We start from the raw sequence: 25823 nt of genomic DNA on the forward strand, positions 1-25823 counted from the left end.
CATGGTGACTGTCAAGAGCTTCCTGCTTCCAGACCTCGGGGAGGGCCTCACCGAAGCCGAACTGATCAACTGGTCGGTCAAGGTCGGTGACACCATCGAACTCAACCAGGTCATCGCCGAGGTGGAGACCGTCAAGGCGTGTGTCGAACTGCCTTCTCCCTACGCGGGCGTCGTCACCGCTCTTCGTGCGGAGCCGGGAACTACCGTCGAGGTCGGCACCGCGCTGATCGATATCTCGCAAGTAGCGGAGGTCGATCCTGCGCCGGAAGAACCGGCTCAACAAGAAGAGCATATTCCCGTCCTGGTCGGATACGGGGTTGCCGGGGTGGCGCCGAGCAAACGAGCGAACCGCAGACAGCCCGCGCCTCCGGTGGCCGATTCGGCTGCCGCCAAACCGTTGGCGTCACCGCCGGTCCGGCACGTCGCGCAGCAGGAAGGCGTCGATCTGGCCGAGGTGCCCGCCACCGGAGCGCATGGCGACGTCACTCGTGCAGATATCGCTGCCTATCTCGACCGGGCTCCAGAGGAGGTCGATGCTGGGAGGGATGAGACTCGCACTCCGATCGCAGGCGTCCGAAAGCACACGGCCGCAGCGATGGTCGCCAGTGCCTTCACGGCTCCACACGTCACCGAGTTCATCACCGTCGACGTCACACCGACCATCGAACTACTGGACTCACTGCGGACCACGGATCATTTCCGCGAGGTGCGCTTGACGCCGTTGGCGATGGTTGCCAAAGCCTTGTTGGTCGCGCTGCGGGGCAATCCGGGCTTGAACTCCGAGTGGGACGAGGACCGGCAGGAAGTCGTCACCAAGCACTACGTCAATCTTGGTATCGCCGCTGCCACGCCGCGGGGTCTGATGGTGCCCAACATCAAGAACGCGCATCTGCTCGGCCTGAAAGATCTTGCGTGTGCACTGGCCACGTTGACCGGGACGGCAAAAGAAGGCAAGACCGGGCCCGGCGATATCGCCGAAGGAACGATCACGATCACCAATATCGGTGTCTTCGGGGTGGATTCGGGAACACCGATTCTGAATCCCGGCGAGGCGGCGATCTTGTGCTTCGGCGCAATTCGGCGTCAACCGTGGGAGTTCGAGGGGGAGATCGCGTTACGATCGGTGACCACCTTGAGCTTGTCGTTCGATCACCGTCTCGTCGACGGCGAACAAGGTTCGAGATTTCTTGCCGACATTGCATCGATGCTGTCCGACCCCAGGAACTTGATCGCGTTGAGTTGAGCACACGGACCAGCGCGCGACGTCAGCGGTTCATGTCGATCGGGAGTCCGCGTGCGCGGTTCTGGCCGAGAACATAGCGGAGCGAGTATCTACCGCGCTCCGTGTCGTACGGCTTGTGCTGCGCGAAGAGCAGCACGTGCCATGTCCAGTGAATTCGAAGTGCGCGCTCGATCTCGTGAATGTCTGGGTGCACGCTGACCGAGTCGCGCACCTGTAGCCACGTCGAGCGCCGGATTGCCATATTTGCGCCATGAATGTTCTGAATCTTGCGTTCACCACCGAATACGCCACGAGAAATCTGCTTTTCGACGAACCAACCTTTCAGTGAGCGGAAAGGGGAGTCGTACGAATTGTTGAGGCCTGTCACGGCGCCGATCTGCGCGGTGTCCACGGTCGAAGTAGTCGATGACGGTGCGAGCCCAACCTGGGCATACGCGGGAATCGGCATCGACACGGCCGAGAATGTCGTGTGATGCGGCGTCGAACCCGGCATTCCTGGCAAATGCGACACCACGCTTAAATTCATCGGGCAAGACGACCTTCGCTGAATCGCGCACAAAGGACTTGACGATCGAGACTGACGAATCGGTGGAATTGTTGTTCACGACAAGAATTTCAGCCACATCTTCGCCCTGCTCGAGTAGCGCTTCGAGGCAGGCGGTTATGTAGTTTTCCTCGTTGTACTCAGGGACTATGACAGACAATTGGTTGGCGTGCACGACCGCCGACGGTAGCGGAAATGCCCTATCTCAATGCGGAGTCGTCGCCTAGCCCCAGTGCGGCGGACGCTCCAGCGCGTCGGGAATCCTGGTTTCGGCATCGCCTTTGGCGGCGTTGATCTGAAACTGTGTGAGGAACAAGCTCTTTCGAAGATCCGCGCCGGAGAGGTCGGTGTCGCGTAAGTCTGCGCCGATCATGTCGGCGAATCGCAGATCGGACCCCCGCATGTCGGCGGCGATGAGGTAGGCGCCGCGGAAGTTGGCACCGGCCAAGTCGACACCCGTCAACCTCTTCCCGATGAGGTCCGCACCTCGATAGTTCTTCTTCTTGCCCTTCGCCTGCGCCCGAACCAGATCGCTGGCTGTCAGCAATACCTCGTTCACCCGAGCTCGGTGTCGATCGACGTCGAGTTGTGCGAGCTCCTCGGCCGACCCGTCGGCCAGTGCTTCGGTGGCGTCGAGCGTGCTCTGCAGTCGAGCACGAACGGGCTCTGCCGCTGGAATGCCGACTGCCTCGGTCAAGTACCAGAGCAGTTCGTGCAGCGCACGCACGACTGGAAAGACCTCGAACATCCGACCTGCAAGAGCGGTGTCCTCGCGCCAACTTCGGCCGCCGAACGTGTGCTGTGAGACTTGTTGGCCGGCGCCGAAGCAGTCGTACACCGTGCACCCACGAAACCCCGAGCTGCGGAGCTTCGTGTGAATTCCGCAGCGAAAGTCCTCCTGCAGATTGCGGCAGGGCTCGCCTGCATCCTTGTTCACCGCGAAGTCGGAGGATCGGGCGAACGGCAGCGCGACACAGCAGAGGCCGAAGCAGCTCGAACAGTCGGCGAGCAGGTTGGGTCGTGGGGCGGGCGGAGTCACCCGTCAACTGTGGTCCGACCCAGATGCGCCGGTCAAATTACCTCGACCGACCTGGCGTAACAATCAGAAATTGTGGCCGCACAAGTGCAAGACCTCTACCGGTCGCGCCATCGAGCAGTCAACGTGGAGGCATGACCGCACCAGCCACCCTGACCTCATCGCGGACGCGGCTGTTCGAGAACCTCGACCGTCCGGGGCAGGTGCTCGAACACCTCGGCCCCAACTGGTTCGCATCGATCATGGGTACCGGGATCGTCGCCAATGCAGCCGCGACGCTTCCGCTGCAGGTCACCGGCCTTCACTCATTCGCGCTGATCGTGTGGGCGATCGCGTCGACGGCGTTGATCGCACTGGTCGTCGCTTTCGCAGCGCACTGGATCCTGCACGGCGGCAATGCCCGTCGATACGCACGACACCCCGTTGCGTCGCTGTTCTACGGGGCCCCACCGATGGCGTTTCTGACGGTCGGCGCCGGAACGCTCCTCGTCGGCAAAGACGTCTTGGGGCAGAGCGCGGCATTGTCGATCGACGTAGTCCTGTGGACTGCAGGCACGCTGATGGGGCTGGCGACCACCGTGTGGATTCCATGGCGGATGATCGCTACGCGCGCCCACGCTGCGCCACTGCCGGCCTGGCTGATGCCCGTCGTCCCACCCATGGTGTCTGCCTCGACAGGAGTATTCCTGTTGCAGCACATGGACGGTCGGCCGCGATTGGTTCTTCTTGTCGCCTGCTACGCGATGTTCGCGTTGAGCCTGACCGTCGGCATGTTCACCATGGCGCTGATCGGGCGACACCTGCTTCGCGGCGGCACTCCGCCGCTTGCGGCCATGCCCACCGTGTGGATCTGTCTGGGGTTGATCGGCCAGTCCATCACCGCAGCGAACCTGCTCGGCGCCGTCTCGGCAAAGGTGTTTTCCGGTGACGATGCAGCGATCGCGTCGGGTCTGCATGTTTTCGGGATCGTGTACGGAATTGTGATGGCAGTATTCGGCGCGCTCGTGTTCGCGACGGCCACGGCATTGACCGTCAGGGCGGCGTCGCAGGGACTGACGTTCTCGCTGACCTGGTGGAGCTTCACCTTCCCCGTCGGCACCTGCGTTACGGGTGCAGCAGCTCTCGGAACAGCAACGAACAGTACCGGGCTACATCTGCTTGCAGTCGCATTGTTCGTGCTCCTCGTCATCGCATGGGCGGTCGTGGCGACCAACACGGTGCGCGGATCGGTGTCCGGCCGAATTTTTCTCCCTGCGTGAGAATGGGAGCTGCGTTAAAGTCGAATCGAAAGTCACACAGTCGTTAGGGCGCTGGACACGGTCGTCCCGGAAGGCTCCTCGATGATTCGACAGGACTCGCTCCATCCGTTGTTGCTCCTCGACGTCGTCCACATCCTCCGTTCCGCCGGATGCGTCTACGCCGAGGACGAAGCACAGTTGCTCACCGCCGCATTCGGCGGCGCCGAACTCGAAGACATGGTTTCCCGACGCGCGTCGGGGATCCCGCTGGAGCAGTTGCTCGGGTGGGCCGAGTTCTGTGGCATACGCGTCACCGTCGGCCCCGGCGTTTTCGTGCCTCGCCGACGCACCGAGTTGTTGGTGGAGCAGGCCGCATCATTATCGATCGAGACCGTGGTCGACATCTGTTGCGGCTCGGGCGCCGTCGGAGCCGCCCTGATATCCGGGCTCCCGGGCATCGAATTGCATTGCACCGACGTGGATCCGGTTGCTCTGGAGTTCGCCCGAATCAATGTCGAGTCCCTCGGTGGACAGGTGCACCAGGGTGACTTGTATGCGGCACTACCGCTGAACCTGCGCGGCAACGTCGATGTCGTGGTGGCAAATGCGCCCTACGTTCCGACGGATGAGATCGGCTCGATGCCGTCGGAAGCGCGCGATCACGAACCGATGGTGGCCCTCGACGGCGGCGTAGACGGTCTCGAGGTGCAGCGGCGCGTGGCGGCGGACGCACCGCGCTGGCTTGTCTCCGGCGGTCATCTGCTGATCGAAACCAGCGCGGTGCAGGCGCCCGAGACCGAGAGCCTCGTTCGAGAGGCAGGCTTCGACACACGCGTGGTGCGCTCGGATGAGCTCGATGCAACGGTCGTGCTCGGAACGATTCCGACGCGCCGCCACTAGAACTGCTGCACGGCCTACCGTCGCCACGGTAACCGCTCGAACTCGAATTTCATCGAGGTTCTACGGTCAAGACATGAGCATGGAAGTCACGGCGCGGAACCAGATGTATCGGACGATGAATGCCTCCTCGCAACAGACGAAGTTCTCGGCTGAGACCGCACGCAGGATATTGACATTCGCGCAGCCACACCGCCGCAAGCTGATCGGATTCGTGCTGCTCAGTGTCGTGCTGGCGGCGTTGGCGGTCGCAACGCCCGTCCTCGCCGGTCGAGTCGTCAACGCAATCGTCGACGGCGACGCGTTCGAGGTTGTCCTGCGCCTGGCATTGCTGATCGGGCTCATCGCCATCGTCGACGCCGCTATCGGCCTTTTCAGTCGGTGGCTGTCCTCGAACATCGGCGAGGGTCTCATCCTCGACCTGCGTACCGCAGTGTTCGACCATGTACAGCGGATGCCGATTGCGTTCTTCACCCGCACCAGGACGGGCGCCCTCGTCAGTCGACTCAACAACGACGTCATCGGCGCCCAGCGGGCGTTCAGCGACACTCTGTCCGGAGTGGTGAGCAACCTGGTCACCCTGGTGCTGACTCTGGTCGTGATGATCGGGATCTCCTGGCAGATCACTCTGATGGCCCTGATTCTGTTGCCGGTCTTCGTGATACCCGCACGGCGGATGGGCCGGCGGCTGGCGCGTTTGCAACGTGAGGCGGCCGATCACAACTCGGCGATGAGCACACAGATGACCGAGCGGTTCTCCGCCCCGGGAGCGACGCTGGTGAAGTTGTTCGGCCAACCCGACATCGAATCCACCGAGTTCGCGGTACGTGCTTCCCGTGTCCGCGACATCGGCGTCCGCAGCGCGATGGTGCAGACGGTCTTCATCACGGCGTTGACGCTCGTCTCGGCACTTGCGCTCGCCGTGGTCTATGGGCTCGGCGGTTTCTACGCTCTCCGTGGTCAGCTCGACCCCGGCTCTGTGGTGGCACTGTCCTTGCTACTCACTCGGCTGTATTCGCCGTTGACGCAGCTGGCCAGCGCCCGGGTCGAGATCATGAGTGCGCTCGTCAGCTTCGAGCGAGTCTTCGAAGTTCTCGACCTGGTTCCGTTGATCCAGGACAAGCCCGACGCGACACACGTTCCCGACGGGCCGGTATCTGTGGAACTCGACGACGTCCGATTCGCCTACCCGTCGGCAGACAAGGTGTCCCTGGCCTCGCTCGAAGAAGTGTCCACGCTCGATTCACGAGGCGGCGAGGAAGTTCTGCACGGTGTGTCGTTCCGCGCGGAGCCCGGCCAGATGGTGGCACTCGTCGGCACCTCGGGTGCAGGTAAATCGACGATCGCCCAGTTGATCGCACGGCTCTACGACGTCGACAGTGGCGCAGTACGCCTCGCCGGTGTAGACGTGCGCGACCTGACCGCCGAGTCGATTCGCGGTGCAGTCGGGATGGTGACCCAGGACGGGCATCTGTTCCACGAGACCATCCGAGCGAACATCGTGTTGCCGCGACCGGACGCGACGGACGAGGAAGTGTGGGATGCGCTGAACCGGGCCAGGTTGAGCGATCTCGTCGCTTCGCTGCCCGACGGGCTGGACACTGTCGTCGGCGAGCGTGGGTACCGGTTGTCCGGCGGAGAGAGACAGCGACTGACGATCGCACGTCTACTCGTCGCGCGCCCGCGTGTGGTGATTCTCGACGAGGCCACTGCGTCGTTGGACTCGACGTCGGAGGTCGCCGTCCAGGCTGCGCTGAGTGAAGCGTTGGCAGGGAAGACGTCCGTGGTGATCGCCCACCGACTGTCGACCATCCGTGCCGCCGACGTCATTCTGGTCGTCGAAGCAGGCCGGATCGTCCAGCGCGGTACCCACGACGAACTCCTCGCAGCGGGGGGACGCTACGAGGAGCTGCATCGGACCCAGTTTTCGGTGGAAGCGCAGCCTGCGGAGTGACCCGGGTGGGTGGAAGCGCAGCCTGCGGAGTGACCCGGGTGGGTGGAAGCGCAGCCTGCGGAGTGACCCGGGTGGGTGGAAGCGCAGCCTGCGGAGTGACCCGGGTGGGTGGAAGCGCAGCCTGCGGAGTGACCCGGGGGTAGGGCTCAGCAGGTGCTGGGTGCAGGGACCCCGTCGAAGCGGGCATTGATCCAGTCCAGTGCTTGCGGCAATCCGAGGACCGCTGCGGTGAGGTGGTCGTTGCTTTCCACCTGGACCTCTTGGACCTGGACGCCGGCTGCGCAGTAGCGCCCGAGTGTGTTGGTGATCGACGAGACTGGAATCAGGGCGTCGGTCGGGCTGTGCCACTCGAAGTACGGCGCTTTCGGCACTCCTGGATACATTTCGACGCTGTTCTCGTTGACGGCGGCGACCATTTCTGGGCTGTTGATCAGGTCGGTGGTGTCGGCGACCTGGGTCGCGCTCTTGCCTGCGCCCACGCGAAGGATGTCGTTGGTGCATCCGTTCTGCATTTCACGGGCCATTTGCTGTCCGAGCGGGTTGAGCTGCGCGGTGATCGGAATGCGGTTGGGGTATTCGCGTTCGAGACCGAGGGCTGCTGCGAAAGCGAGGCCGAAGACAGGATGGGGATTGAATCCGAGGTCGCGAGCCATCCGTTCGAGGTTCATCGGAGCTCCGCCTGCGGCGCTTCCGACGATGTTCAGTTCCGGTGCGTAGGCAGCCTGCAGGGCCGCAGCCCACGCCGTAGCCATTCCGCCGCCCGAGTATCCCGCGAGGGCCACCGGGCTCTGCGCTACCTGGAGTGGATCGAAGTGCTGGGCGGCCCGAATGCTGTCGAGGACGATTTGTCCGCCCAACTTCGCGGCGCCGTACGCACTGTTCGGTCCGAGGTGATCAGCGATGTTGACGGTCCAACCGCGCTGCAGCGCCGCGTTGAGTGCCGGGGCTTCGCGAATGACGAGGTTGGGGTCGTTGGACCACAGCGCCTGTGATGGAGCGCATTCCAAACCGAGTGCATTGATGATGTGTTGGTAGGAAAGCAAGGGGCCATTGGGCGCTTTGTTCCTAGGAGCGATGACGGTGGTGACCGCCGCGATCGGTGCACCGGTCGAATTCGTCGAGCGGAATCGCAGCTGCCAGACATCTACGTCCAAAAATCCTGCCGGCGGAGCCATCGGTCGACTCGAGATGATGTCGCCCGGGTTCTTCGCCTCCAGATCCGGCGTCGGACCGTAGAACGCGTCCGAGATCGGCGTCGGTTGTAGCGGACCGGCGGCAGTCGGCACCGCTGCCACCAGGGCGGAACACGCGACCAGGGCCGCGGTCATTCCGGCAGCCCCCATCAATGCAATAGCGCGCATAGCGTCGTACCCTTTCGAAAATTATCCGACCCGAACTGAGACTGGCTCATTTCGCAACCACACGAGGGGTATATGTAAAAAGATATCCCACCTGTTACTCGCCGCTCCCCAGGGTGCAGCAGGGAAAGTGCGCCGAAAAACTATTGGAGCCCCGTAAGAGGTGTGCTGTACGAGGCTATCGGTTGTTCTCGATGACGACCTCCGAAGGTCGTTTGTCTTCACGTATTCCACGCCAGCTCGGATGACGGAGATGCATGGAATCGGTCCATTCGTAGAACCGCACCTCGGCGACGAGAGTCGGTGTGGTCCAGACGGCGTCTTTCCGGTCTGCGGTGGGAAGTTGCTCGGAGAATGGTGATACGTCGGTCTCGAGCGGAGCCAACCGCTCACTCAGCTGCTCCAGTGCGCGGTCGCTGAAACCGGTTCCGACGCGACCCAGATATTGGAGCCCGTCAGGCCCGGGAGCACCGACCAACAGCGACCCAGGGCCGCCTGCCCGACGGCCGCGGCCGCGTCGCCACCCTCCGATGACCACCTCCTGGGTCCGCCAATTCTTGGTTTTGATCCAGGTCTTGGCTCGCTTGCCGGGCTGATAGATCGAGTCGGTTCGTTTGGCGACGACCCCCTCCCAGCCGCGTCGGACGCTCTCGGCGAGTGCGTCTTCTGCCGTGCCGATCAGTTGCTCCGGCACGAGCACCGACTCGAGTCCGGTCGTCAGCAATTCGAGTAGGCGTCGCCTATCGGAGTACTTCTTCTTCAGCAGCGACGTGCCGTCGAGATTCAGCAGATCGAAGGCGATAAAGCGCACTTCTCGGCCCGAACTGTTCTGAAGCAATTCGAAGCTGGTAATGCCGTCGTCATCGAATACCACGGCTTCACCGTCGAGAACGACATCGTGGTCTGCCAGTTCGTCGGCCATCGTAGAAAGTGAGGGAAAGCGCGCGGTGAGGTCGTTACCGGTGCGCGATACAAGCTTCATTTCTCCGTGGGCACACCGTGCGATCACACGGAATCCGTCCCACTTTCCCTCGAACGCCCACTCTCCGTCCGCAAGGTCGGTGATGTCACCCGCCGTGGCGAGCATCGGCGCGATGTCAGCCTTGATCGGAGCCGCGTCCTTCATCAGATGCATGAGCCATTGATCGCCCTTGGTGCGGATCAGCGCATAGCGCCCCTTCGCCTTGTCGCCGTGCAGGACAACGATCACCTCGTTCTCGCGCCACTTCTCCAGTTCGTAGGTTCCGCTGTCCCAAATGGAGACCTCCCCACCCCCGTACTCACCCTTGGGGATGCTGCCCTCGAACGATGCGTATTCGAGCGGGTGGTCCTCGGTGCGCACGGCGAGGCGGTTCTTTTCCGGGTCCTCGGGAATGTTCTTCGGCACCGCCCACGAGACCAGGACGCCGTCGTGTTCGAGCCGGAAGTCGTAGTGCAGCCGTCGAGCATGATGTTCTTGGATGACGAACGTATCGCCGTTCCCGGTCTCCTCGGTGTTCTCCGGTATCGGTTCCGGGGTCTTGGCGGCACTGCGCTTGTTCCGATAAGTGGTCAGCTTGTCCGGTTCGAGGTACTCGATCGGTGGATCCAGCTCGGCGAGCAGGTCACCGTCGCGGCGGTAACGGTCGAGGACTTCCTCGAAACGTAACTGCCTCAGTCCTGGCGACTCGAGTTCTTCCCACGACCGTGGGGCGGCGACGGTAGGTTCGGCCCGTCCTCGGAGCGAGTACGGCGCAACGGTCGTCTTCTTCCCGTTGTTCTGCGACCAATCCACGAACACCCGGCCGGCGCGTTTGGCCTTCGCCATCGTCGCTGTCACTCGATCGGGCGATCGATCCTCCAACAGCGTCGCGACGCGCTTGGCCACCGTCGAGGCACCAGAGGACGAAAGCGGCTTCCCCAACGGCACATAGAGATGAATCCCCTTGCTCCCGCTGGTGACGGGAAACGCCCGGAATCCGATCTCGGCGATCATGTCCCGAATCTCGCATGCGACCTCGGCGCAGCGGTCCAGATCGACGTCGTCACCCGGGTCGAGATCGAACACCATCCTCGTGGCGGGGCCGGGTGAGTTCCCGTCGAATCGCCACTGCGGAACATGCGCCTCGATCGCGCCCTGCTGTCCGAGCCACGCGAGATCGGCAGCGCTGGAGAACAGCGGGTACGTCACGACGCGATCGGAGTGCCTGATCTCGCGCCTGTCGAGCCAGTCCGGAGCGGAGGACGCAAGATTCTTCTCGAAGAACGAGGGCTGCTCGACGCCGTTCGGCCAGCGCTTCCTGGTGACCGCTCGGCCGATGATGTGCGGGAGCATTGCCGGGGCAATGCTCGTGTAGTACTCGATGACCTCGCTTTTGGTAGTGCCAGTACTCGGAAACAGCACCTTGTCGAGATTGGTCACCGAGACCTTCCGACCTGCGATGTCGAGCGTCGCCATGTGCTCAGGCTAACGGTCGCCAGCGGGGCCGCGAGAGAGTTGTGCAAAGCTCGAAGCATGGCAACGATCAGCGTCTCGGTAGAGATGCCCGAGGATCCGCAGGGCGCATGGGACAAAGCGTCGGCGCTCGACAGGTTCGACGAGTGGATGACAATCCACGGTGGCTGGTGCTCCCCGCCCCCCAAAGTGCTCAGCAAAGGCACCGAAGTGGAGTCCCTCGTCAAGGTCAAAGGCTTCAAGAACACGATCCAATGGACGTTCACCGAGTTCGACGAACCCAAGCTGATCGAGATGTCGGGAACAGGCAAAGGCGGCATCAAGATCTCGCTGACCATCCACGTCCGCAAGCATCGGAGCGGATCGAAACTGACGCTCGACGCCTATTTCGGTGGGGGAGTGCTTTTCGGGCCGGTCGGCAGTGTCGTCGCGCGGGCTCTGGGCTCGGACGTCACCAAGTCGGTGGCGAACCTCGCCGCTCTACCCGCCTAGACCCCGGCGTTGCGGGTGCGACGCAGCCACCACAGCCCAGCAATCGGCAGAATCACCGGGATGAACACGTAGCCCTGCCCGAAGTGCGACCACACGGTCGCGTCGGGGAAATCATCGGGCTGAAGGTAGCTGAGAGCGCCCACAGCCAGCACTCCGACCAGCTCGATGATGCAGGAGACCATCACCACCCGTCGCGAGGCCTCGGTTGCTCGCGCGAGCCCGACGGTCGCGATGATGTAGACCACCGCTGCCACCGCCGACAAGATGTACGCGAACGGAGCTTCGTCGAAGCGCGTCGTCAGCTGGACCAGAGATCTCGATGTCGCCGCGACCGCGAAGACTGCGTAGACCGCGATGAGGAAACGGCCGAAACCGGTACGGGTTGCTTTCTTCAGGCTGTCGTCTTGGGAAGTATCAGGCATATCCGGCCCATATCTGGCTCAGGCGCAGCACCATGGCCGCGAGGGTGAGGACGGCGACCAGCAGAACCGCTGTGCCGCCGCGAGAGCGGTCGCCTAGCGACCACCACGTACCGATCGGAAGCAGTAGCAGCAAGCCGATCAGGTACGCGCCGAAGGTGAGCCGATGAATCTCGCGATCACTGGTGAACATCGCGACAAATCCGATGATGGCCTGCGCGAGAACCACCACCTCTGTCGCTGAGATGGTCCAGAAGAGGGCACGGTCGGCTCGGTTCTTCAACAGCACCGGGCTGTTCGAGAAAAGTTTGACGAGTACCCATACGCCGACGACCAGTGACATCGCATACAACAGGCCGCTGACGGCGCCGATCATCTTTGTTCCTCTTACTTGCAGGCGAGTGGTGCGGACAGACCCCAGGGTATCGGTCCGGGCACGGCTACCGTTCCTTCGGCTGAACGTCCGCGCTTCTACGCAGTGCATGCGGCTTGAGCTTGTGGAAACCACGCACCCGCAGGGATCTGATGGCTTTGAGGCGGAACTCCGAGTCGCCGTCGAGCATCCCGGTCATCGCGGTGTCCACCAGAATGGTTCCCGGATGTGCCGAACTGGTAAGTCTGGCAGCTATGTTGACGACCGAGCCGTACAGGTCGCCGTACCTGGCGAGCACCGATCCCCATGCCAAACCGATGCGGAGTTCGGGCATGTCCTCGTGTGCCTCGAACGCATGCTGGAGATCGAGAGCGATATGTGCCGCATCTTCGGCGGTCTGCGCACTGAACATGACCTCGTCGCCGACATTCTTGATGACGGACCCGCGGCCACGGGCAATGATGTCCGTCGCGATCGACTCGAACTCCTCGAGCAGCGTCGTCAGTTCCTCGATGCCGAGGCGTCGGGTCAGGCTGGTGTAGCCGACCATGTCCGCGAAACCGACGGCGAGGGTGCGGCTGGTGGTTTCCTCGGTCGGGCCGGTGATGGACCGGCCCGCGGTGGCCGCCAGGTGTCGGCGCCAGGTGTAGGACTGCAAGGCTTCGAGGGTGGGAACTGTTTGCGCTGCAATGGATCTCGCATCACGTCGAATCACCTCGAGATCGGCCGGATCTTCGCTGTCGGAATGAGAGGTGATTCGGTCGAGAATGTGGGAATTCACCACGGCCACCTGCCATTCGGCGAGCCGGGACATCGACTGCCCGAGAGTGCGCGCGATGGCGACCTCCATCTCTGGCTTGATCACTTTCTGTTCGGTGAGGCTCGTGATCAGGTGCAACGCATCGAGATCGGCATCGGTGTACACGACCGCGGAGGGGTCGGTGTGGACCGGAAAACCCATCGCGATCCACAGCTGCACCACCCGTTCGAGCGGAAGACCGGACTTTTCGGCGATATCGGCCCGCGTGTACTTCCGTTCGCCACCGAGAAGAGTGTTCTCGATCTCGGTCTGCACAACCGAACTGATCTGATTTTCAGTCATATCCCAGCGTTCTGTCGAAATACGATCGGACGTCGTCGATGTAGGAGTCGAGCTTGTCCGGTTCCCAGTTTGTGGTCGGAATCGGTTCGCCGACGGTCACCTTGACGGTACCGGAATGCGCCGTGAAGTCCTTCTTCCACATCACGTCGCCGGCATTGTGGATGACGATGGGAACGATGGGGACCTTGGCCTGCATCGCCAGATGAAAGCCACCCTTCTTGAAGCGTCCCAATCTGGAGGTGGGCATGCGAGTGCCTTCGGGTGCGATCGCGACCGAGATACCCGAATGCAACTTCTCGATGGCAGGGAGCAGCGCTTCACGCGCCTTGGCCGGATCGCCTCGATCGATGTACGCGACGTCGAAAATCATTCCGAGCAGGGCGAACCTGGGATCGCGCTCGAGTTCGCGCTTTGCGACGGCGGTGATGTCCCGGCGCAGAATCGAGGTGACGATGAGTGAATCGGCCGTGCTTTGATGATTGAACATGAACACGGCAGGCCGTGCAGACCAGGCGTTCTCGGTACCGGTGACGTCGAGCTTGATGCCGGCGAGCGTCAGCGCGATGTCCGGTGCGACGGTGGAGGTGATGTTGGCGCCCGTCCGCCGACTGCGCGTGAGAATGCCGAGCCCGATACCGATACCGGCGCTGGCGATCACCGCCCCCAATGCAGCGGTGCTGCGAACTGCCGAAGTGAGATCGGTTCCACGTCTGGGGCTTTCGAGGTGCAGTATCGGCCACCCCACTTTCCTGGCGTAACGGTCGAGCTCGGAGTCAGGATTCAAAGCGACCGGATGTCCGGCCTCGAGCAACATCGGGACGTCCTCACCGCCGTTGGAGTAGACGAAGCACTCGGACAGATCGAGGTTCTCGCGGTCGGCATAGTCGGTGACAGCCTTGGCTTTCCTCGGACCCCACAGCGAATCGCCGACCAGTTCACCGGTCAGAACCCCGTCGGTCACGACGGGTGTCGTACACAGCAACTCGTCGAACAACATGTCTTCTTTTACCGGGATCGCCTGGTACGGAGTTGCCGATGTGGCGATGATCAACCGATGGCCGGCATGGCGGTGCGCTTCGACGAGAATGCGAGCCTGCGGGTAGATCATCGGAGCAATCTCGTTGCGGAACAACGTGTATGCCTGCTCCATCAGATCCTCTTCGCGGCGACCCTCCAGGCCCTTGACGGCCTTGCCCATCAAATTGTCGACGGGGGAGTTACGCATGCGCATCTCGACGACCGCACTCGAGATTTCCCACAGTTCGCGAACCGTCACATCGAGTGTCTTCAGTCGCTCCAGGAACACGGCTTTGGCAGAGAAGCCGTTGATCAAGGTGCCGTCGAGATCGAAGAATGCTGCAGTGTCCGGTCCTGCAGGCGCCTCGGCGATAGCTGTCAACTGATCGGCCAGCTGAGCCATCAGCCCTCGTCTCCAGGCTCGTCGCTGTCAGGTTTGTCGCTGTTCGGGGTGTCGCTTTTGGGTGTGTCGCGGCAAGGCGAGCCGTCCGGTGAGTTGATCGGGTCGACCTCGTTCAGCTGTCGACGCGCCATGTCGCGAATCAATCTGGACTTACGCGCCCATTCGTTGATCTCCCGGGCGAAGTCGCGTCGGCACTGTGCCACATTTTCCCCGGCGGGTTCGATGAGGTTCCGGTTCTCGGCCAATTGCAGAGCGGTGTCGAACAATTCGCCGGAAATGGACTCGCTGTGGTCGAGCTGCTGTCGCAGGCGACGGGTCTGAGCGGCACCCAAGCATTGGGCGATGAAGACTGTCTTGTCGAACTCCGCATCCACCGGCAGCAGCATCAACTGATCGGCAACGACCTGATATGCCTCCATGATCGGCTGCAGAACGCGGTGCGCGAGGTGCAAGTCCTGTGATTGGAGTTGTTGCACTGCGTAATCGGGGTCGGACAAGTTGGCCCGCCAGTTCGGATCGATGAGTTCGACCTCGGTCTCGAGGCGCTCACCGAACTCCTTCTTGTCACCGAAGAAGAATTCGAACTTCAGCAGGTCTCGCAGTGCGAGTGCGGACGCCCACATCGATTCCGGCGTCGACGCCGTCGTCTGCCCCTGATCCGGCAAGATAACGAGCTCGCCGATAGCACGCATGACGAAGTAGTGAATTGCGTTGTTGCGGAAGAACGCTGCAACCAGATGCTTGTCCTGGGCAAGGTAGAACACCGGTTCGGGGCCGTCGTCGAATCTTCTGACGACACCCGCCGCGACCTGCGCGACGACGGCCGCGCGCACCACGTCGACCTCACTTATATCGACGCCACCGGCCGTGGGCAACCCGCGCCGATGAATGTACGACGCGAGGGGGGCGATGATGGCCCACATCTCGTGGACGTTCAATGCCCGGTCTTCGATACCGAGCAATGCCATCGTCACCAGCGCCGCCGGGGTGACCGGTGTCGAATTGTTGATGGCGTGTGCGACATTGATCGCGATCCGCTGGACTGCGACGCGCTTGTCCTCGCTGGCATCGACGATGGATCGGACAGAGATCGGCTCACCGAATGTCAGGTACACGTTTCCGCGCAGTTTGCCCTGCGCGCGAATGTATCCGAGCGCCATCCGGATTCCTTCGGCCTGCTTCTTCGCGCCATGTGATTCCGCGGCCATGGCACCGACCTCGTGCAAGCGGTCGTAGGTAATCGAGGTCGGAACCAGATAGACATCCTCGGCGTCGCTGTTCTCGAGAGCGTCGACGAGGTAGGTGAGCAACCCGAACCGCGGCGGCCGTAGTTTGCCCGTCCGGCTGCGTCCACCCTCGATGTACCACTCCAGGTTGAATCGCTTGCTCAGCAGAAAACTCATGTACTGACGCAGCGTCCACTTGTAGATTTCGTCGGAGAACTTGCGTTGAATGAGTACCACGCCACTGCGTTTGGCGATCGGGCCCAGCGGCCAGAATCCGACGTTGATTCCGCCCATCACATGATTGAGTGGGAGTCCTTCGGCGAGCAGCGCGGGCCGAAGGACCAGAGGATCGAGATAGGAACGATGGTTCGGAAGGAAGACCAGCGGATAGTTCTTGTTGAGCTCGCGGACTTTCTGCAACTTCGTTCGATCGACATCCACGCGATATGCCCGCGAGAAGTACGCGCCGAGCGTTCCCCACATCTCCACTGCACGCCGCGTCTCGGTGGCAACCATTTCGTCCAGAATTCCGTGGACACGCCGTTCGACGTCGGTGAGGTTCTCGCCGACCCTTTCGGCGAGTTCTTTCATCCCATCGTGGAACTTCTTCTGCTCGGTCATGTCCTCGACGACGAAGCGCGGGATCTTGTACTCGGAACCGATCACATCGCGTTCGGCGCGATCCAGCGTAAGGCTGGCCTGCCTGCGAATGAAGGAGGAGAGCGAGGTTCCGCCTACCCGATCGAATCTCGCCTGCAACTCGCTGAGCGTGGCAGGCTCGCCGACCAGGACGGCCGAATGATCGGGGTCGTCAGCTGTGACCCATCGCTGCCACGCCTTGGTGGGCATGGAGTTTCCGCGCGGTGCGAACATGCGGTAGAGGATTCCTCTACGTTTCTTCTCCGTCAGCGTCACTCTCAGCGGCACGAGAAGCGGGTCTTCGGTGATGCCGCGGACCGTGTCCGCGACTTGGTGCGATGCTTCTCCCGACAGAACGACCGACGGTGTACGTTGGGCGCCTTCCCGAGTCGTCGCATCGATCCACTGATTCAACGCTTGCACCTCGAGTGTCGAGGCAGCGTCCAAGAGGTAGACCTGCTGGACGTCGTGTGACTTCTGTATCCGCGATTCGACCTGGTCCACCGAAATACTCCTGTTCCGCACCTCGTTACAGGTACGAAGGTCAGGCTACGCGGAAGCGCTGGTCGATCAGGGGGTTTCGACCCCTACTCCGACTTCACTCGAACCCGAGCAGTGCGCAAGAATTGCCGACGACTTCCCGGCTCAGTGCAGTACTGCCCGAGTTTGTGGGACAGTATTCGCAAACACTTTCGAGAGAGGCTGCTTGGATGCCACCGCGTAGACGATTGTCCGTGACCGACGCACTCACGCCCGAAAACCTGGAGAGTCTCGCCGCCGCAGTCGCCGGGGGGCGGCGCGCCACCGTTTATCTGATCGAGGCAACGCCGAGCCTCGGACTCCCCGAAGGCACCTCCGCCAAGGTCGTGTCCGTCGACGGCAACACCGTCACCATCTCGCCCAAGGGCGTCAACGACGAGCTTCCGTTCGAGGCCGAGGAACTGCGGATGACGCGCAACCCGGCGTCAGGGGTCACCAAGGCCGCACCCCCGGCCGCCAAGCCGACCCCGGCGAAGGTCGAGATCGCCGAGTGGACCGAACCGGTGGCGCCACCCAAACCGGTCAAGGCTGCTGCTGTGAAGCCGGCGTCGACGCCAGTGCCGCCGCGTCCCGTCGCGGCTCCGAAGCCGCCGGCGGCGCGCAAGGGCAAGAAGGGCCCCGACAGCGTCAGCGTCACCATCCATGCCGGCCCGGACAACGACTGGTCGGTGACGGTCACGCATGGCGCGCGTCGCCCGGGCAAGGCGCAACCTGTTTCGCCGGAGTCGGTCTCGCGTGCCGTACGCGAACTGGGAGACGCCTCGGTACGCGAGGCCGTCGAGGCCGTTATTTCGCATGCCCGCGAGGAAGCAGCACAGCGCGTGGCGGAACTGAGCCGGCAGCTCGAGGTGGCACGATCCACGCTCGCCGCGCTGGAGCAGAAGGATACGGAGTGAGAACAAATTTCCCCACGCACTCGTCCATCGGTGCTTCTTATTGCTAGTGTCTGCGGACACCGCTGGAGAGGGAATACATTGTTGAAGAAGTTCATGCTGGTCGTCGTCGCGGCTGCCGCCGTTGCAGCCAGCGTCGGGGTAGGGACCGCATCTGCTGCAGCTCCGGCGGTTCTGGGAGGGGGCTCCGGAATCATCGTGGGTAACAGTGCCGAGTGCACGCTCACCACGATCGGTAACGACGCAGCAGGTCGCCTGGTCGGTATTACCGCTGGTCACTGCGGTGGTGCGGGCGCAACAATCGCGGCCGAGGCCAACACAGACGCCGGCGTCGTAGGACGCATCGCATTCTCCAACCCGGAATACGACTACGCCGTCATCGAGTTCGATCGTGCGAAGGTCATCCCGGTCAACCACATCGGTAACGTCACCATCACCCGTGTCGGCCCACCGACGTCGTTCCCCAACATCGTGTGCAAAGAAGGCCGTACCACCGGCAATACATGCGGTATCGCGTACGGAGACGTTCTGCAGTCCCAGGAGACCTGGTCGCAGCTGTGCGTCGTCGAAGGTGATTCGGGAAGCCCGGTCGTCGTGGGTACAACGCTGGTCGGCATGGTCAACGCCTACCTCGGTGTCGCCTGCTTCGGACCTGAGGTCGGCACCAACATCGATGCGATTCTTCGTCACATCAACGCAGGAAACGCAGTAGGAACCGGGTTCAGCCCCATTCCCTGACGCACCCTTTCAGCCCGAGTGGGCCATCGCGACAGTCTCGACTGTTGCGATGGCCCACTCGTTGTTTGTCGGCTTCCCCCGCTGACCCGCCGGCCCCATCGCCACCCGATCGCTTTCCCATCGCCACCCGATCGCTTCAATGGCACATTCATACGATTGGTTAGCTTGAGGTGGCCATTCAAGCGATCGTGCGGCCGAAACCGACCGCCGCGATCGGGTGGGTCGCCGCAACCGACCGACGAACCCGCCGGCCGGCGCGAGAAACTAGATCAGCACGGCACCCTGGGATGCCGATCCGACGAGTTTGGCGTACTTCGCCAGCACACCGCGTGTGTACCGCGGAGGTAGCGGCGCCCAACCCTCCTTGCGCTTTTCGAGTTCTTCTTCGTCGACGAGCAGGTCCAGTGTGCCTTTTCCGACGTCGAGGCGGATCTGGTCGCCGTCGCGTACGAGGGCCACTGGGCCACCGTCGACGGCTTCGGGTGCGACGTGGCCGACGCAGAGGCCTGTGGTGCCTCCGGAGAAGCGGCCGTCGGTGAGCAGCAGGACGTCTTTGCCGAGGCCTGCGCCCTTGATGGCGCCGGTGATGGCGAGCATTTCGCGCATGCCTGGGCCGCCCTTGGGTCCTTCGTAGCGGATGACGACGACGTCACCTGCGGTGATGGTGCCGTCTTCGAGTGCGTCCATTGCGGCGCGTTCACGTTCGAAAACCCTTGCAGTGCCGGTGAATACGTCGGAATCGAATCCGGCAGATTTAACGACGGCGCCCCCGGGAGCGAGGGAGCCCTTGAGGATGGTGATGCCGCCGGTCGGGTGGATGGGCTTGTCGAGTGCGCGCAGCACCTTGCCGTCGGGGTCCGGGGGCGCGATGTGAGCGAGGTTCTCGGCCACGGTCTTTCCGGTGACGGTGAGGCAGTCACCGTGCATGAGCCCGGCGTCGAGCAGCGCTTTCATGACCACTGGGACGCCACCGATGGCGTCGACGTCGGTCATGACGTGCTTGCCGAACGGCTTGACGTCGGCGAGGTGTGGAACTTTGGCGCCGACTCGGACGAAGTCGTCGAGGGTGAGTTCGACTTCTGCTTCGTGGGCGATGGCCAGTAGGTGCAGCACGGCGTTGGTCGATCCGCCGAAGGCCATGACGACGGCGATCGCGTTCTCGAATGCTTCCTTGGTCATGATGTCGCGTGAGGTGATTCCACGGCGGAGGAGTTCGACGACGGCTTCACCACTTGCGTGGGCGAATCCGTCGCGTCGACGGTCCGGCGCGGGCGGGGATGCGCTGCCCGGCAGGGACATGCCCATGGCTTCTGCGGCACTGGCCATGGTGTTGGCGGTGTACATGCCGCCGCAGGCACCTTCGCCGGGGCAGATTGCGCGTTCGATGGTGTCGACGTCGGCGCGCGACATCAGTCCGCGTGAGCAGGCACCGACGGCTTCGAACGCGTCGATGATGGTGACCTGGTGCTCGCTGCCGTCGGACAGCGTTGCGAAGCCGGGCAGCGTGGAACCGGCGTAGAGGAAGACGCTGGCAAGGTCCAGTCTTGCGGCAGCCATCAGCATGCCGGGCAGTGATTTGTCGCAACCGGCGAGAAGTACCGATCCATCGAGTCGCTCCGCGCTGACGACGGTCTCGACGCTGTCGGCGATCACCTCGCGAGATACCAGCGAGAAGTGCATGCCTTCATGCCCCATGGAGATGCCGTCGGACACCGAGATGGTGCCGAATTCGAGCGGATAGCCGCCGGCGGCGTGGACGCCGACCTTCACGGCTTTGGCGAGGCGCTCGAGCGAGAGGTTGCACGGGGTGATCTCGTTCCACGACGATGCGACGCCGATCTGAGATTTACCCCAGTCCTTGTCACCCATCCCGACGGCTCGAAGCATTCCGCGCGCAGCGGTCTTCTCCAAACCGTCCGTGACGTCGCGGCTACGGGGCTTGACGTCCGGTGACTGTTTGTCGGAAAAATCCTGCGGGGTCGACATGACACTCCTGACCTGTTTGCGTGGATAGGGGGCTGTTATCCAAGGGCAAGCCTAAACCTGCCGTCGGGGAGTCACCGCCGGGGACGACACGTCGCAATGCGGGAGGCAGTCGACGGATTCGGGATCGGCGCGACGCTCGCCCCTGATCATCGTCGCCGCGACGATCGCGCCGAGGACGAGCAGGCCCGCGCAGATGATCATGGCCGTATGAAATCCTGCGGAGAATACGGCGGGGTTGTCGTAGTCCACGCCGGAGATGCCGGCGAGCCCGGGCAGTGCGGCGACGGCCAGCAGTTGGCTGGTTCGCGCGAGGGCGTTGTTGACGCCGGAGGCGGTACCGGCCCGATCGGAGGAGACGGCGCCGAGTACAGCGCCGGTCAGTGGTGCGACGAGCAACGACAGTCCGAGACCGAACACCAGGACGGCGGGGAAGACTTGGAGGAGATAGGTCGAGCCCGGTTCGATGCGCAGCATCAGCAGCAGGCCGACCGCTGCGACGAGCGGCCCGATCGTCATCGGCATCCGCGGACCGATGCGCTGGGCCATGCGGCCGGTGCGAGAAGAGAGGGTCAACATGAGAATGGTGATCGGCAGTGTGGCGACACCGGCTGCGATCGGAGAGTAGTTCAACGCCAGTTGCAATTGCAGGATCAGCAGGAAGAACACTCCACCCAGCGCCGCGTAGACAGCCAACGTGACGAGGTTGGCCGCAAGGAAGAGTCTGGAAGCGAACAGTGACGGCGGAACCAGTGGGTTCTTGGTTCGCAGCTCGATGACGACGAAGACTGCGAGTGCCACGACGCCGAGGCCGACGAAGATCCACAACGCTTCGATGAACCCGAAGGTGAGTAGCCCGAGTGCGAGCGCGACGACTGCGGCGCCAGGGAGGTCGAGCCGACCGTGAGCATTCGGGTCGCTGCTCTCCGGCACGTGCTTACGCGCGACCCATACGACGACGATGGCCAGCGGAATGTTGAGCATGAACACCGAACGCCACCCGGCAATTTCGACGAGCCATCCACCGAGCAGCGGGCCGACGGCCGATGCGACGCCGCCGAGCCCGGACCACAGACCGATTGCGGCACCGCGATCATCGGGGTGAATCGAGGCCGAGATGAGAGCAAGACTGCCCGGAGTCAGTAGCGCGGCACCCACGCCCTGGATCAGCCGGGCAGCGACCAGCACCTCGATGTTCGGGGCCAGTCCGCACAGAATCGACGCGAGCGCGAACCAGACGGTGCCCCAAATGAACACCTTGCGACGGCCGAGCCGATCGCCCAGTGCACCACCCAACAGAATGAGCGACGCGAGAGTCAGCGTGTATCCACTGATCGTCCACTGCAGCCCTGAGACACCGGAATCGAGATCCCGAGCGATGTCCGGCAGGGCGACGTTGACTACGGTGCCGTCGAGCATCGCCAGTGAGGAACCGAGCACGGTGGCGGCGACGATCCAACGTCCCCGCGAGGACGCCAGTGGAACCGACGCTTCAGCACTCACGTGCGAAGTCTGGCACTGATCGCTGCTCGCGACCCTCGAAATTCGAGCTACAGATCCTCGACGCAGACGATGAAGTTGCGCTCGTCGTAGGCGTAGCCGCTGGTGGCGGGATCCGAGCAGTCGTTCACCTCGGTGGTGCCGGGCAAGATTTCGACGACTCGGACCGTTTCTGCGCCCGGCGTCGCACAGTCGGCTCGCACCGGGTCGTCACCGGAGACCTCCATGCATCCACCGACCACCCAGTCGACGTCGAGGCACAGTGCTCCCTGCTCGACGCCTCGCAAGGTTTCGTAGTAGTACTGGTCGGCGTCGCTGATGCACTCGTCACCGGAAGGGGCTTTCGCGATCACCTTGTAGTTGGAGGCGGGGCTGCCGCACGTCGCGTTGTCGATGTCGGCATCGTCGAATGTGCCACCGAGTTCGACGCACTCACCGATCTCTACGTCGATGTCGATGTCGATGTCTTCCTGAGCGGGAGGGGGCCTCGTCGTCGTTGCTGTCGTGGGATTCGGACCGGCGTCGGCGGCCGGAATCGCGCGAGGAGTGATGTCGGAGCTACAGCTCGCAACGATCAACGCTGCGCACGCCAAGGCGGCCGACACCGCGAAGAAACGGCGGGCGGCGCCACGAAGTGGACGGCATGAGGTGGTCATCTTCTGAAATCCTGAATTCTTTCGAGTGAACATCGAACGCGGTCCGGTAAAAGTATCCGACGACCCGGTGAAGTGACACTCTGCCGATCTTTTTCCACGTGGTTGTCGGTGGTATGAGGCAAGATCGACCAGGTGGACCTACCTCTCGCATGGCCTCTCCAGCCGATGCTCGCCAAGGCGGCAAAGGCCGTACCCAAGCAGCCTGCCGAGGGGGACGCCGAATGGTCGTACGAGCCGAAGTGGGACGGCTTCCGGTCCATCGTCTTCCGTGACGGGGACGAGGTCGTACTCGGCTCCCGCGGCGGCAAGAATCTCGCGAGATATTTTCCGGAGTTGGTCGACGCAGTGCGCCGTGAACTTCCCGATCGGATCGTCGTCGACGGCGAGATCGTGGTGCCGCGTGAGATCGACGGTCGGAGGCGACTCGACTGGGATGCGCTGTCGGAGAGAATTCACCCGGCCGAGAGTCGAGTGAAGATGCTGGCGGAGAAGACGCCGTCGATGTTCGTGGGTTTCGACCTTTTGGCGCTCGGCTCGACGGATATGACGGGTGAGCCGTTTCGTAGCCGTCGCGCACAGCTTCTCGAGGCCGTCGTGGGTGGCACGCAATGCCAGGTCACCAGTGCCACCGACGATGCGGCCACTGCCGAGGATTGGTTCGAACGATTCGAGGGTGCCGGCCTCGACGGCGTGGTCGCCAAGAAGCTCGACGGCCTGTATCTGCCGAACAAGCGAGAGATGATCAAGGTCAAGCACGCGCGTACGGCAGACTGCGCTCTCATCGGATATCGAATTCACAAGTCGGGCAAAGGAATTGGCTCTCTGTTGCTCGGTCTGTACGACGGCGACCAGCTTCGGATGATCGGCGGTGCGTCGGCATTCACCGACAAGCGGCGGGTGGAATTGCTCGACGAGCTTGCGCCGCTGCGAGTAGGGGAGGATGTCGTCTCCGACGCGCAAGCGAACAGATGGACGTCGAACAAGGATCGGAGCTGGGTGCCGCTGCGAATAGAACGCGTCGTCGAAGTCGCCTACGACCAGATGGAGGGTGAGCGGCTTCGGCATGCGGCGAGGTTCCTTCGGTGGCGACCGGACCGTGACCCGATGTCGTGCACGTACGAGCAGTTGGAGGTCCCGGTGCGGTACGACGTGGCCGATGTCATCGCAGGGGGTAACTGAGATGGCCGCGAAGACGCCGCCGGCATTCGTGGATGCGGGTGGACGTGAAGTGCGTGTGTCGAGCCCTGACCGCGTCATCTACGAGGCAACCGACCGGACTCCGGCGATCACCAAGTTGGCTGTCTGCGAGTATTTCGCGGCGGTCGGTGAGCCGCTTCTGCGGGCTGTCGGCGCACGGCCGATTGCCATGGAACGGTGGCCCGACGGCTTTCGTGAAGGCATGAGGCTTGCGCTCGGGCCGCAGGACAAGGAGGGTGACGGCTTCTATCAGAAGCGGCTGCCCAAAGGCGCGCCCGAATGGATCGAGACAGTGAAGGTCACGTTCCCGAGCGGCCGTACGGCAGACGAATTGTGTCCGAGTGAATCCGCTGCGCTGGTGTGGGCCGCGCAGATGGGCACGCTGACCTTTCACCCATGGCCGGTGCGAACGCCGGACCTGGACCACCCCGACGAGCTTCGGCTCGACCTGGATCTGCAGCCTGGTACGACCTTCGCCGATGCACAGCGGGTGGCGGAGGTGACCCGCGAGCTGTTGGCCGAGCTCGGCCTTCGCGGGTACCCCAAGACGAGTGGTAGCCGGGGGATCCATATCTACGTCCGCATCCGACCGGAGTACACGTTCGAGCAGCTACGACATGCGGCTATCGGTCTCGGACGCGAGCTGGAACGGCGTGACGAGGGTGTGACGACCAAGTGGTGGAAAGAGGAACGCGGCAAACGAATCTTCCTCGACTACAACCAGAACAATCGAGACCGAACCATCGCGAGCGCGTGGAGTCCTCGGGCTCGGCCGGGAGCGCCGGTGAGTACGCCTTTGACGTGGTCGCAGCTGGCCGCCGTCACCGATCCTCGTGATTACAACATCACGACCGTCCTCGGGCACCTGGAGGACGGGGACCCGTGGGAAGAGATGGATTCCCAGGCGTACTCGCTCGAGCCTCTTCTGGAGCTGTGGGAAACCCTGCCGGGTGGTGAGCTCAACTTTCCACCCGACTACCCCAAGATGCCCGGTGAACCGCCACGTGTGCAGCCGTCGAAGAAAGTTGCCGAGCATTGGGACGATCAAGGCAACCGCGTCGAATAGGTGCGGGTTGAGGAACCGCTCGACTGCCGTCGCGGTTCGCTGAATCAGCTCATCGCTGGTAACACGCGGTGGGTCGGGCGCTAAACTTCTATTTTTGGCCGGTCGAAAGTCGATCGGTGTCCGCGGAGGTGATTCCCATCAGTGAGCAGGTTCTCGGTACAGAGTTGCCGACGCGGATGCCGTTCGATTTGGATCTGAGCCATCGACTGGCCGCGGTGGCGCGGGATTTGCGTCGTCAGCACAATGATCCGGACAAGACCCTCGCTGCGATCACCGAGTCCGCGGTCGTGAACGTGCCTGCTGCCGAATACGCCAGCATCACCACGGTGCTGCAGGGCAAGTTCGTCTACAGCGCTGCCTTGTCCGGTGACGTCGCGGCCGCGTGTGACTCCCTTCAGGAGCAGTTGGGCGAAGGCCCGTGCCTGGAGTCGGCCATCGAACAGCGCACTATCCGGATCGACGATATGGATGCCGATACCCGATGGCCGCGTTTCGCCGACGCGGCTTCCGCGCTCGGCGTCAAATCCATGATCTGCTTTCAGCTCTACGTGGAGGGGTACAACTTCGGCGCGCTCAACCTCCACTCGTCGCGGGTGCATGCGTTCGGGGTGGACGCGGAGTCGATCGGTTCTCTGTTCGCGGCGCACGCCGCAATAGCATTTTCCACTGCCCGTGAGGAACAGCAGATTCGTGCCGCCTTGACCAGCCGCGACATCATCGGGCAGGCCAAAGGCATGCTCATGGAGAGGTACAAGCTCAGCGCGCAAGAGGCGTTCGCGTTGCTGTCGAAACTGTCGCAGGAGACGAACACCAAGCTCGCCGATATCGCCAACCGTGTGGTTGCCGATGCCGAGACGAACGCCAAGGCTTAGTTG

The 25823-nt window shown here is 62.9% G+C and carries 23 protein-coding genes; 10 read left to right on the forward strand and 13 right to left on the reverse strand.

What is annotated here, in order from left to right; translation table 11 throughout:
- Window position 1 precedes the first annotated feature (1 nt).
- Window positions 2-1243 (forward strand): dihydrolipoamide acetyltransferase family protein, encoded by a 1242-nt coding sequence (locus BJD99_RS01325; protein ID WP_084345003.1) that lies wholly within the window; start codon window positions 2-4, stop codon window positions 1241-1243.
- Between the two features lie 22 nt (window positions 1244-1265).
- Here the strand turns inward: BJD99_RS01325 and BJD99_RS21375 are convergent, their stop codons facing one another.
- Genes BJD99_RS21375 through BJD99_RS01335 form a run of 3 tightly spaced genes read right to left on the reverse strand, consistent with a single transcriptional unit; the run spans window position 1266 to window position 2826 of the window.
- Window positions 1266-1484 carry a hypothetical protein gene (locus BJD99_RS21375; protein ID WP_306294080.1) on the reverse strand — a complete coding sequence of 73 codons (219 nt, stop codon included), beginning with the start codon at window positions 1482-1484 and terminating at the stop codon, window positions 1266-1268.
- 31 nt (window positions 1485-1515) lie between these two features.
- On the reverse strand, window positions 1516-1962 hold the full coding sequence (locus BJD99_RS21380; protein ID WP_306294081.1) for a glycosyltransferase family A protein: 447 nt from the start codon (window positions 1960-1962) through the stop codon (window positions 1516-1518).
- A gap of 48 nt (window positions 1963-2010) precedes the next feature.
- Window positions 2011-2826: a pentapeptide repeat-containing protein gene (locus tag BJD99_RS01335; protein ID WP_084345004.1), complete on the reverse strand. Its 816-nt coding sequence runs from the start codon at window positions 2824-2826 to the stop codon at window positions 2011-2013.
- Between the two features lie 131 nt (window positions 2827-2957).
- Between BJD99_RS01335 and BJD99_RS01340 the strand changes: the two genes are divergently transcribed.
- The 3 genes from BJD99_RS01340 (at window position 2958) to BJD99_RS01350 (ending at window position 6912) form a co-directional block, all read left to right on the forward strand.
- Entirely contained in the window at window positions 2958-4082 is a 1125-nt protein-coding gene (locus BJD99_RS01340) for a TDT family transporter (RefSeq protein ID WP_084345005.1), read from the forward strand.
- A gap of 81 nt (window positions 4083-4163) precedes the next feature.
- Entirely contained in the window at window positions 4164-4961 is a 798-nt protein-coding gene (locus BJD99_RS01345) for a putative protein N(5)-glutamine methyltransferase (protein WP_084345006.1), read from the forward strand.
- A 73-nt stretch (window positions 4962-5034) separates the two neighbouring features.
- Window positions 5035-6912 (forward strand): ABC transporter ATP-binding protein, encoded by a 1878-nt coding sequence (locus tag BJD99_RS01350; protein WP_084345007.1) that lies wholly within the window; start codon window positions 5035-5037, stop codon window positions 6910-6912.
- A 146-nt stretch (window positions 6913-7058) separates the two neighbouring features.
- Here BJD99_RS01350 and BJD99_RS01355 read toward each other — a convergent pair whose 3' ends face one another.
- Window positions 7059-8273 carry a lipase family protein gene (locus BJD99_RS01355; protein WP_084345008.1) on the reverse strand — a complete coding sequence of 405 codons (1215 nt, stop codon included), beginning with the start codon at window positions 8271-8273 and terminating at the stop codon, window positions 7059-7061.
- A gap of 175 nt (window positions 8274-8448) precedes the next feature.
- Window positions 8449-10707: an ATP-dependent DNA ligase gene (locus BJD99_RS01360; RefSeq protein ID WP_084345009.1), complete on the reverse strand. Its 2259-nt coding sequence runs from the start codon at window positions 10705-10707 to the stop codon at window positions 8449-8451.
- Between the two features lie 57 nt (window positions 10708-10764).
- Between BJD99_RS01360 and BJD99_RS01365 the strand changes: the two genes are divergently transcribed.
- Window positions 10765-11196 (forward strand): SRPBCC family protein, encoded by a 432-nt coding sequence (locus BJD99_RS01365; RefSeq protein WP_084345010.1) that lies wholly within the window; start codon window positions 10765-10767, stop codon window positions 11194-11196.
- Here BJD99_RS01365 and BJD99_RS01370 read toward each other — a convergent pair.
- The 5 genes from BJD99_RS01370 to BJD99_RS01390 all read right to left on the reverse strand — a co-directional run bounded on the left by BJD99_RS01370 (window position 11193) and on the right by BJD99_RS01390 (window position 16879).
- The gene (locus BJD99_RS01370; protein ID WP_084345011.1) at window positions 11193-11618 is read right to left on the reverse strand and encodes a hypothetical protein; all 426 of its coding nucleotides are present in this window, start codon (window positions 11616-11618) and stop codon (window positions 11193-11195) included. The genes BJD99_RS01365 and BJD99_RS01370 overlap by 4 nt on opposite strands.
- Complete coding sequence (locus BJD99_RS01375) at window positions 11611-11991, reverse strand: hypothetical protein (RefSeq protein ID WP_084345012.1); 381 nt, start codon at window positions 11989-11991, stop codon at window positions 11611-11613. The genes BJD99_RS01370 and BJD99_RS01375 overlap by 8 nt, the downstream gene beginning before the upstream one ends.
- Window positions 11992-12055: 64 nt before the next feature.
- The gene (locus BJD99_RS01380; protein WP_084345013.1) at window positions 12056-13090 is read right to left on the reverse strand and encodes an adenylate/guanylate cyclase domain-containing protein; all 1035 of its coding nucleotides are present in this window, start codon (window positions 13088-13090) and stop codon (window positions 12056-12058) included.
- A complete protein-coding gene (locus BJD99_RS01385) occupies window positions 13083-14510 on the reverse strand; it encodes an HAD-IB family hydrolase (RefSeq protein ID WP_084345014.1) in 1428 nt (475 codons plus the stop codon). The genes BJD99_RS01380 and BJD99_RS01385 overlap by 8 nt, the downstream gene beginning before the upstream one ends.
- Window positions 14510-16879, reverse strand: coding sequence for a glycerol-3-phosphate 1-O-acyltransferase (locus BJD99_RS01390; protein WP_084345015.1), 2370 nt, complete (start codon window positions 16877-16879; stop codon window positions 14510-14512). Before BJD99_RS01390 ends, BJD99_RS01385 begins: the two co-directional genes overlap by 1 nt.
- A gap of 206 nt (window positions 16880-17085) precedes the next feature.
- Here BJD99_RS01390 and BJD99_RS01395 point away from each other — a divergent pair, with 206 nt between their 5' ends.
- Together BJD99_RS01395 and BJD99_RS01400 are read left to right on the forward strand one after the other, a co-directional pair.
- Window positions 17086-17811 carry a DUF6319 family protein gene (locus BJD99_RS01395; protein ID WP_084345016.1) on the forward strand — a complete coding sequence of 242 codons (726 nt, stop codon included), beginning with the start codon at window positions 17086-17088 and terminating at the stop codon, window positions 17809-17811.
- A gap of 78 nt (window positions 17812-17889) precedes the next feature.
- Window positions 17890-18546, forward strand: coding sequence for a peptidase S1 family protein (locus tag BJD99_RS01400; RefSeq protein ID WP_084345017.1), 657 nt, complete (start codon window positions 17890-17892; stop codon window positions 18544-18546).
- A gap of 264 nt (window positions 18547-18810) precedes the next feature.
- Here the strand turns inward: BJD99_RS01400 and ilvD are convergent, their stop codons facing one another.
- The 3 genes from ilvD to BJD99_RS01415 all read right to left on the reverse strand — a co-directional run bounded on the left by ilvD (window position 18811) and on the right by BJD99_RS01415 (window position 22685).
- Complete coding sequence (ilvD, locus tag BJD99_RS01405) at window positions 18811-20532, reverse strand: dihydroxy-acid dehydratase (protein WP_084345018.1); 1722 nt, start codon at window positions 20530-20532, stop codon at window positions 18811-18813.
- A gap of 51 nt (window positions 20533-20583) precedes the next feature.
- Window positions 20584-21948 (reverse strand): MFS transporter, encoded by a 1365-nt coding sequence (locus BJD99_RS01410; protein WP_373270498.1) that lies wholly within the window; start codon window positions 21946-21948, stop codon window positions 20584-20586.
- A gap of 131 nt (window positions 21949-22079) precedes the next feature.
- Window positions 22080-22685, reverse strand: a complete 606-nt coding sequence (locus tag BJD99_RS01415) for a hypothetical protein (RefSeq protein ID WP_084345020.1) — start codon at window positions 22683-22685, stop codon at window positions 22080-22082.
- Window positions 22686-22817: 132 nt separating this feature from the next.
- Here BJD99_RS01415 and BJD99_RS01420 point away from each other — a divergent pair, with 132 nt between their 5' ends.
- The 3 genes from BJD99_RS01420 to BJD99_RS01430 all read left to right on the forward strand — a co-directional run bounded on the left by BJD99_RS01420 (window position 22818) and on the right by BJD99_RS01430 (window position 25820).
- Window positions 22818-23864 carry an ATP-dependent DNA ligase gene (locus tag BJD99_RS01420; RefSeq protein ID WP_084345021.1) on the forward strand — a complete coding sequence of 349 codons (1047 nt, stop codon included), beginning with the start codon at window positions 22818-22820 and terminating at the stop codon, window positions 23862-23864.
- A gap of 1 nt (window position 23865) precedes the next feature.
- Window positions 23866-24948: a DNA polymerase domain-containing protein gene (locus BJD99_RS01425; RefSeq protein ID WP_084345022.1), complete on the forward strand. Its 1083-nt coding sequence runs from the start codon at window positions 23866-23868 to the stop codon at window positions 24946-24948.
- A 176-nt stretch (window positions 24949-25124) separates the two neighbouring features.
- Entirely contained in the window at window positions 25125-25820 is a 696-nt protein-coding gene (locus BJD99_RS01430; protein WP_084345058.1) for a GAF and ANTAR domain-containing protein, read from the forward strand.
- Window positions 25821-25823: the final 3 nt, after the last annotated feature.

The sequence above is a fragment of the Rhodococcus sp. 1163 genome, assembly GCF_002091985.1.
Classification (GTDB): domain Bacteria; phylum Actinomycetota; class Actinomycetes; order Mycobacteriales; family Mycobacteriaceae; genus Rhodococcoides.

Excerpts from the sequence above, each read along its gene's own strand:
- BJD99_RS01325 (WP_084345003.1), top strand. The coding sequence starts at position 2 with ATGGTGACTGTCAAGAGCTTCCTGCTTCCAGACCTCGGGGAGGGCCTC.
- BJD99_RS21375 (WP_306294080.1), bottom strand. The coding sequence starts at position 1,484 with ATGGCAATCCGGCGCTCGACGTGGCTACAGGTGCGCGACTCGGTCAGC.
- BJD99_RS01340 (WP_084345005.1), top strand. The coding sequence starts at position 2,958 with ATGACCGCACCAGCCACCCTGACCTCATCGCGGACGCGGCTGTTCGAG.
- BJD99_RS01345 (WP_084345006.1), top strand. The coding sequence starts at position 4,164 with ATGATTCGACAGGACTCGCTCCATCCGTTGTTGCTCCTCGACGTCGTC.
- BJD99_RS01350 (WP_084345007.1), top strand. The coding sequence starts at position 5,035 with ATGAGCATGGAAGTCACGGCGCGGAACCAGATGTATCGGACGATGAAT.
- BJD99_RS01355 (WP_084345008.1), bottom strand. The coding sequence starts at position 8,273 with ATGCGCGCTATTGCATTGATGGGGGCTGCCGGAATGACCGCGGCCCTG.
- BJD99_RS01360 (WP_084345009.1), bottom strand. The coding sequence starts at position 10,707 with ATGGCGACGCTCGACATCGCAGGTCGGAAGGTCTCGGTGACCAATCTC.
- BJD99_RS01365 (WP_084345010.1), top strand. The coding sequence starts at position 10,765 with ATGGCAACGATCAGCGTCTCGGTAGAGATGCCCGAGGATCCGCAGGGC.
- BJD99_RS01370 (WP_084345011.1), bottom strand. The coding sequence starts at position 11,618 with ATGCCTGATACTTCCCAAGACGACAGCCTGAAGAAAGCAACCCGTACC.
- BJD99_RS01375 (WP_084345012.1), bottom strand. The coding sequence starts at position 11,991 with ATGATCGGCGCCGTCAGCGGCCTGTTGTATGCGATGTCACTGGTCGTC.
- BJD99_RS01380 (WP_084345013.1), bottom strand. The coding sequence starts at position 13,090 with ATGACTGAAAATCAGATCAGTTCGGTTGTGCAGACCGAGATCGAGAAC.
- BJD99_RS01385 (WP_084345014.1), bottom strand. The coding sequence starts at position 14,510 with ATGGCTCAGCTGGCCGATCAGTTGACAGCTATCGCCGAGGCGCCTGCA.
- BJD99_RS01395 (WP_084345016.1), top strand. The coding sequence starts at position 17,086 with ATGCCACCGCGTAGACGATTGTCCGTGACCGACGCACTCACGCCCGAA.
- ilvD (WP_084345018.1), bottom strand. The coding sequence starts at position 20,532 with ATGTCGACCCCGCAGGATTTTTCCGACAAACAGTCACCGGACGTCAAG.
- BJD99_RS01410 (WP_373270498.1), bottom strand. The coding sequence starts at position 21,948 with ATGCTCGACGGCACCGTAGTCAACGTCGCCCTGCCGGACATCGCTCGG.
- BJD99_RS01415 (WP_084345020.1), bottom strand. The coding sequence starts at position 22,685 with ATGACCACCTCATGCCGTCCACTTCGTGGCGCCGCCCGCCGTTTCTTC.
- BJD99_RS01425 (WP_084345022.1), top strand. The coding sequence starts at position 23,866 with ATGGCCGCGAAGACGCCGCCGGCATTCGTGGATGCGGGTGGACGTGAA.
- BJD99_RS01430 (WP_084345058.1), top strand. The coding sequence starts at position 25,125 with ATGCCGTTCGATTTGGATCTGAGCCATCGACTGGCCGCGGTGGCGCGG.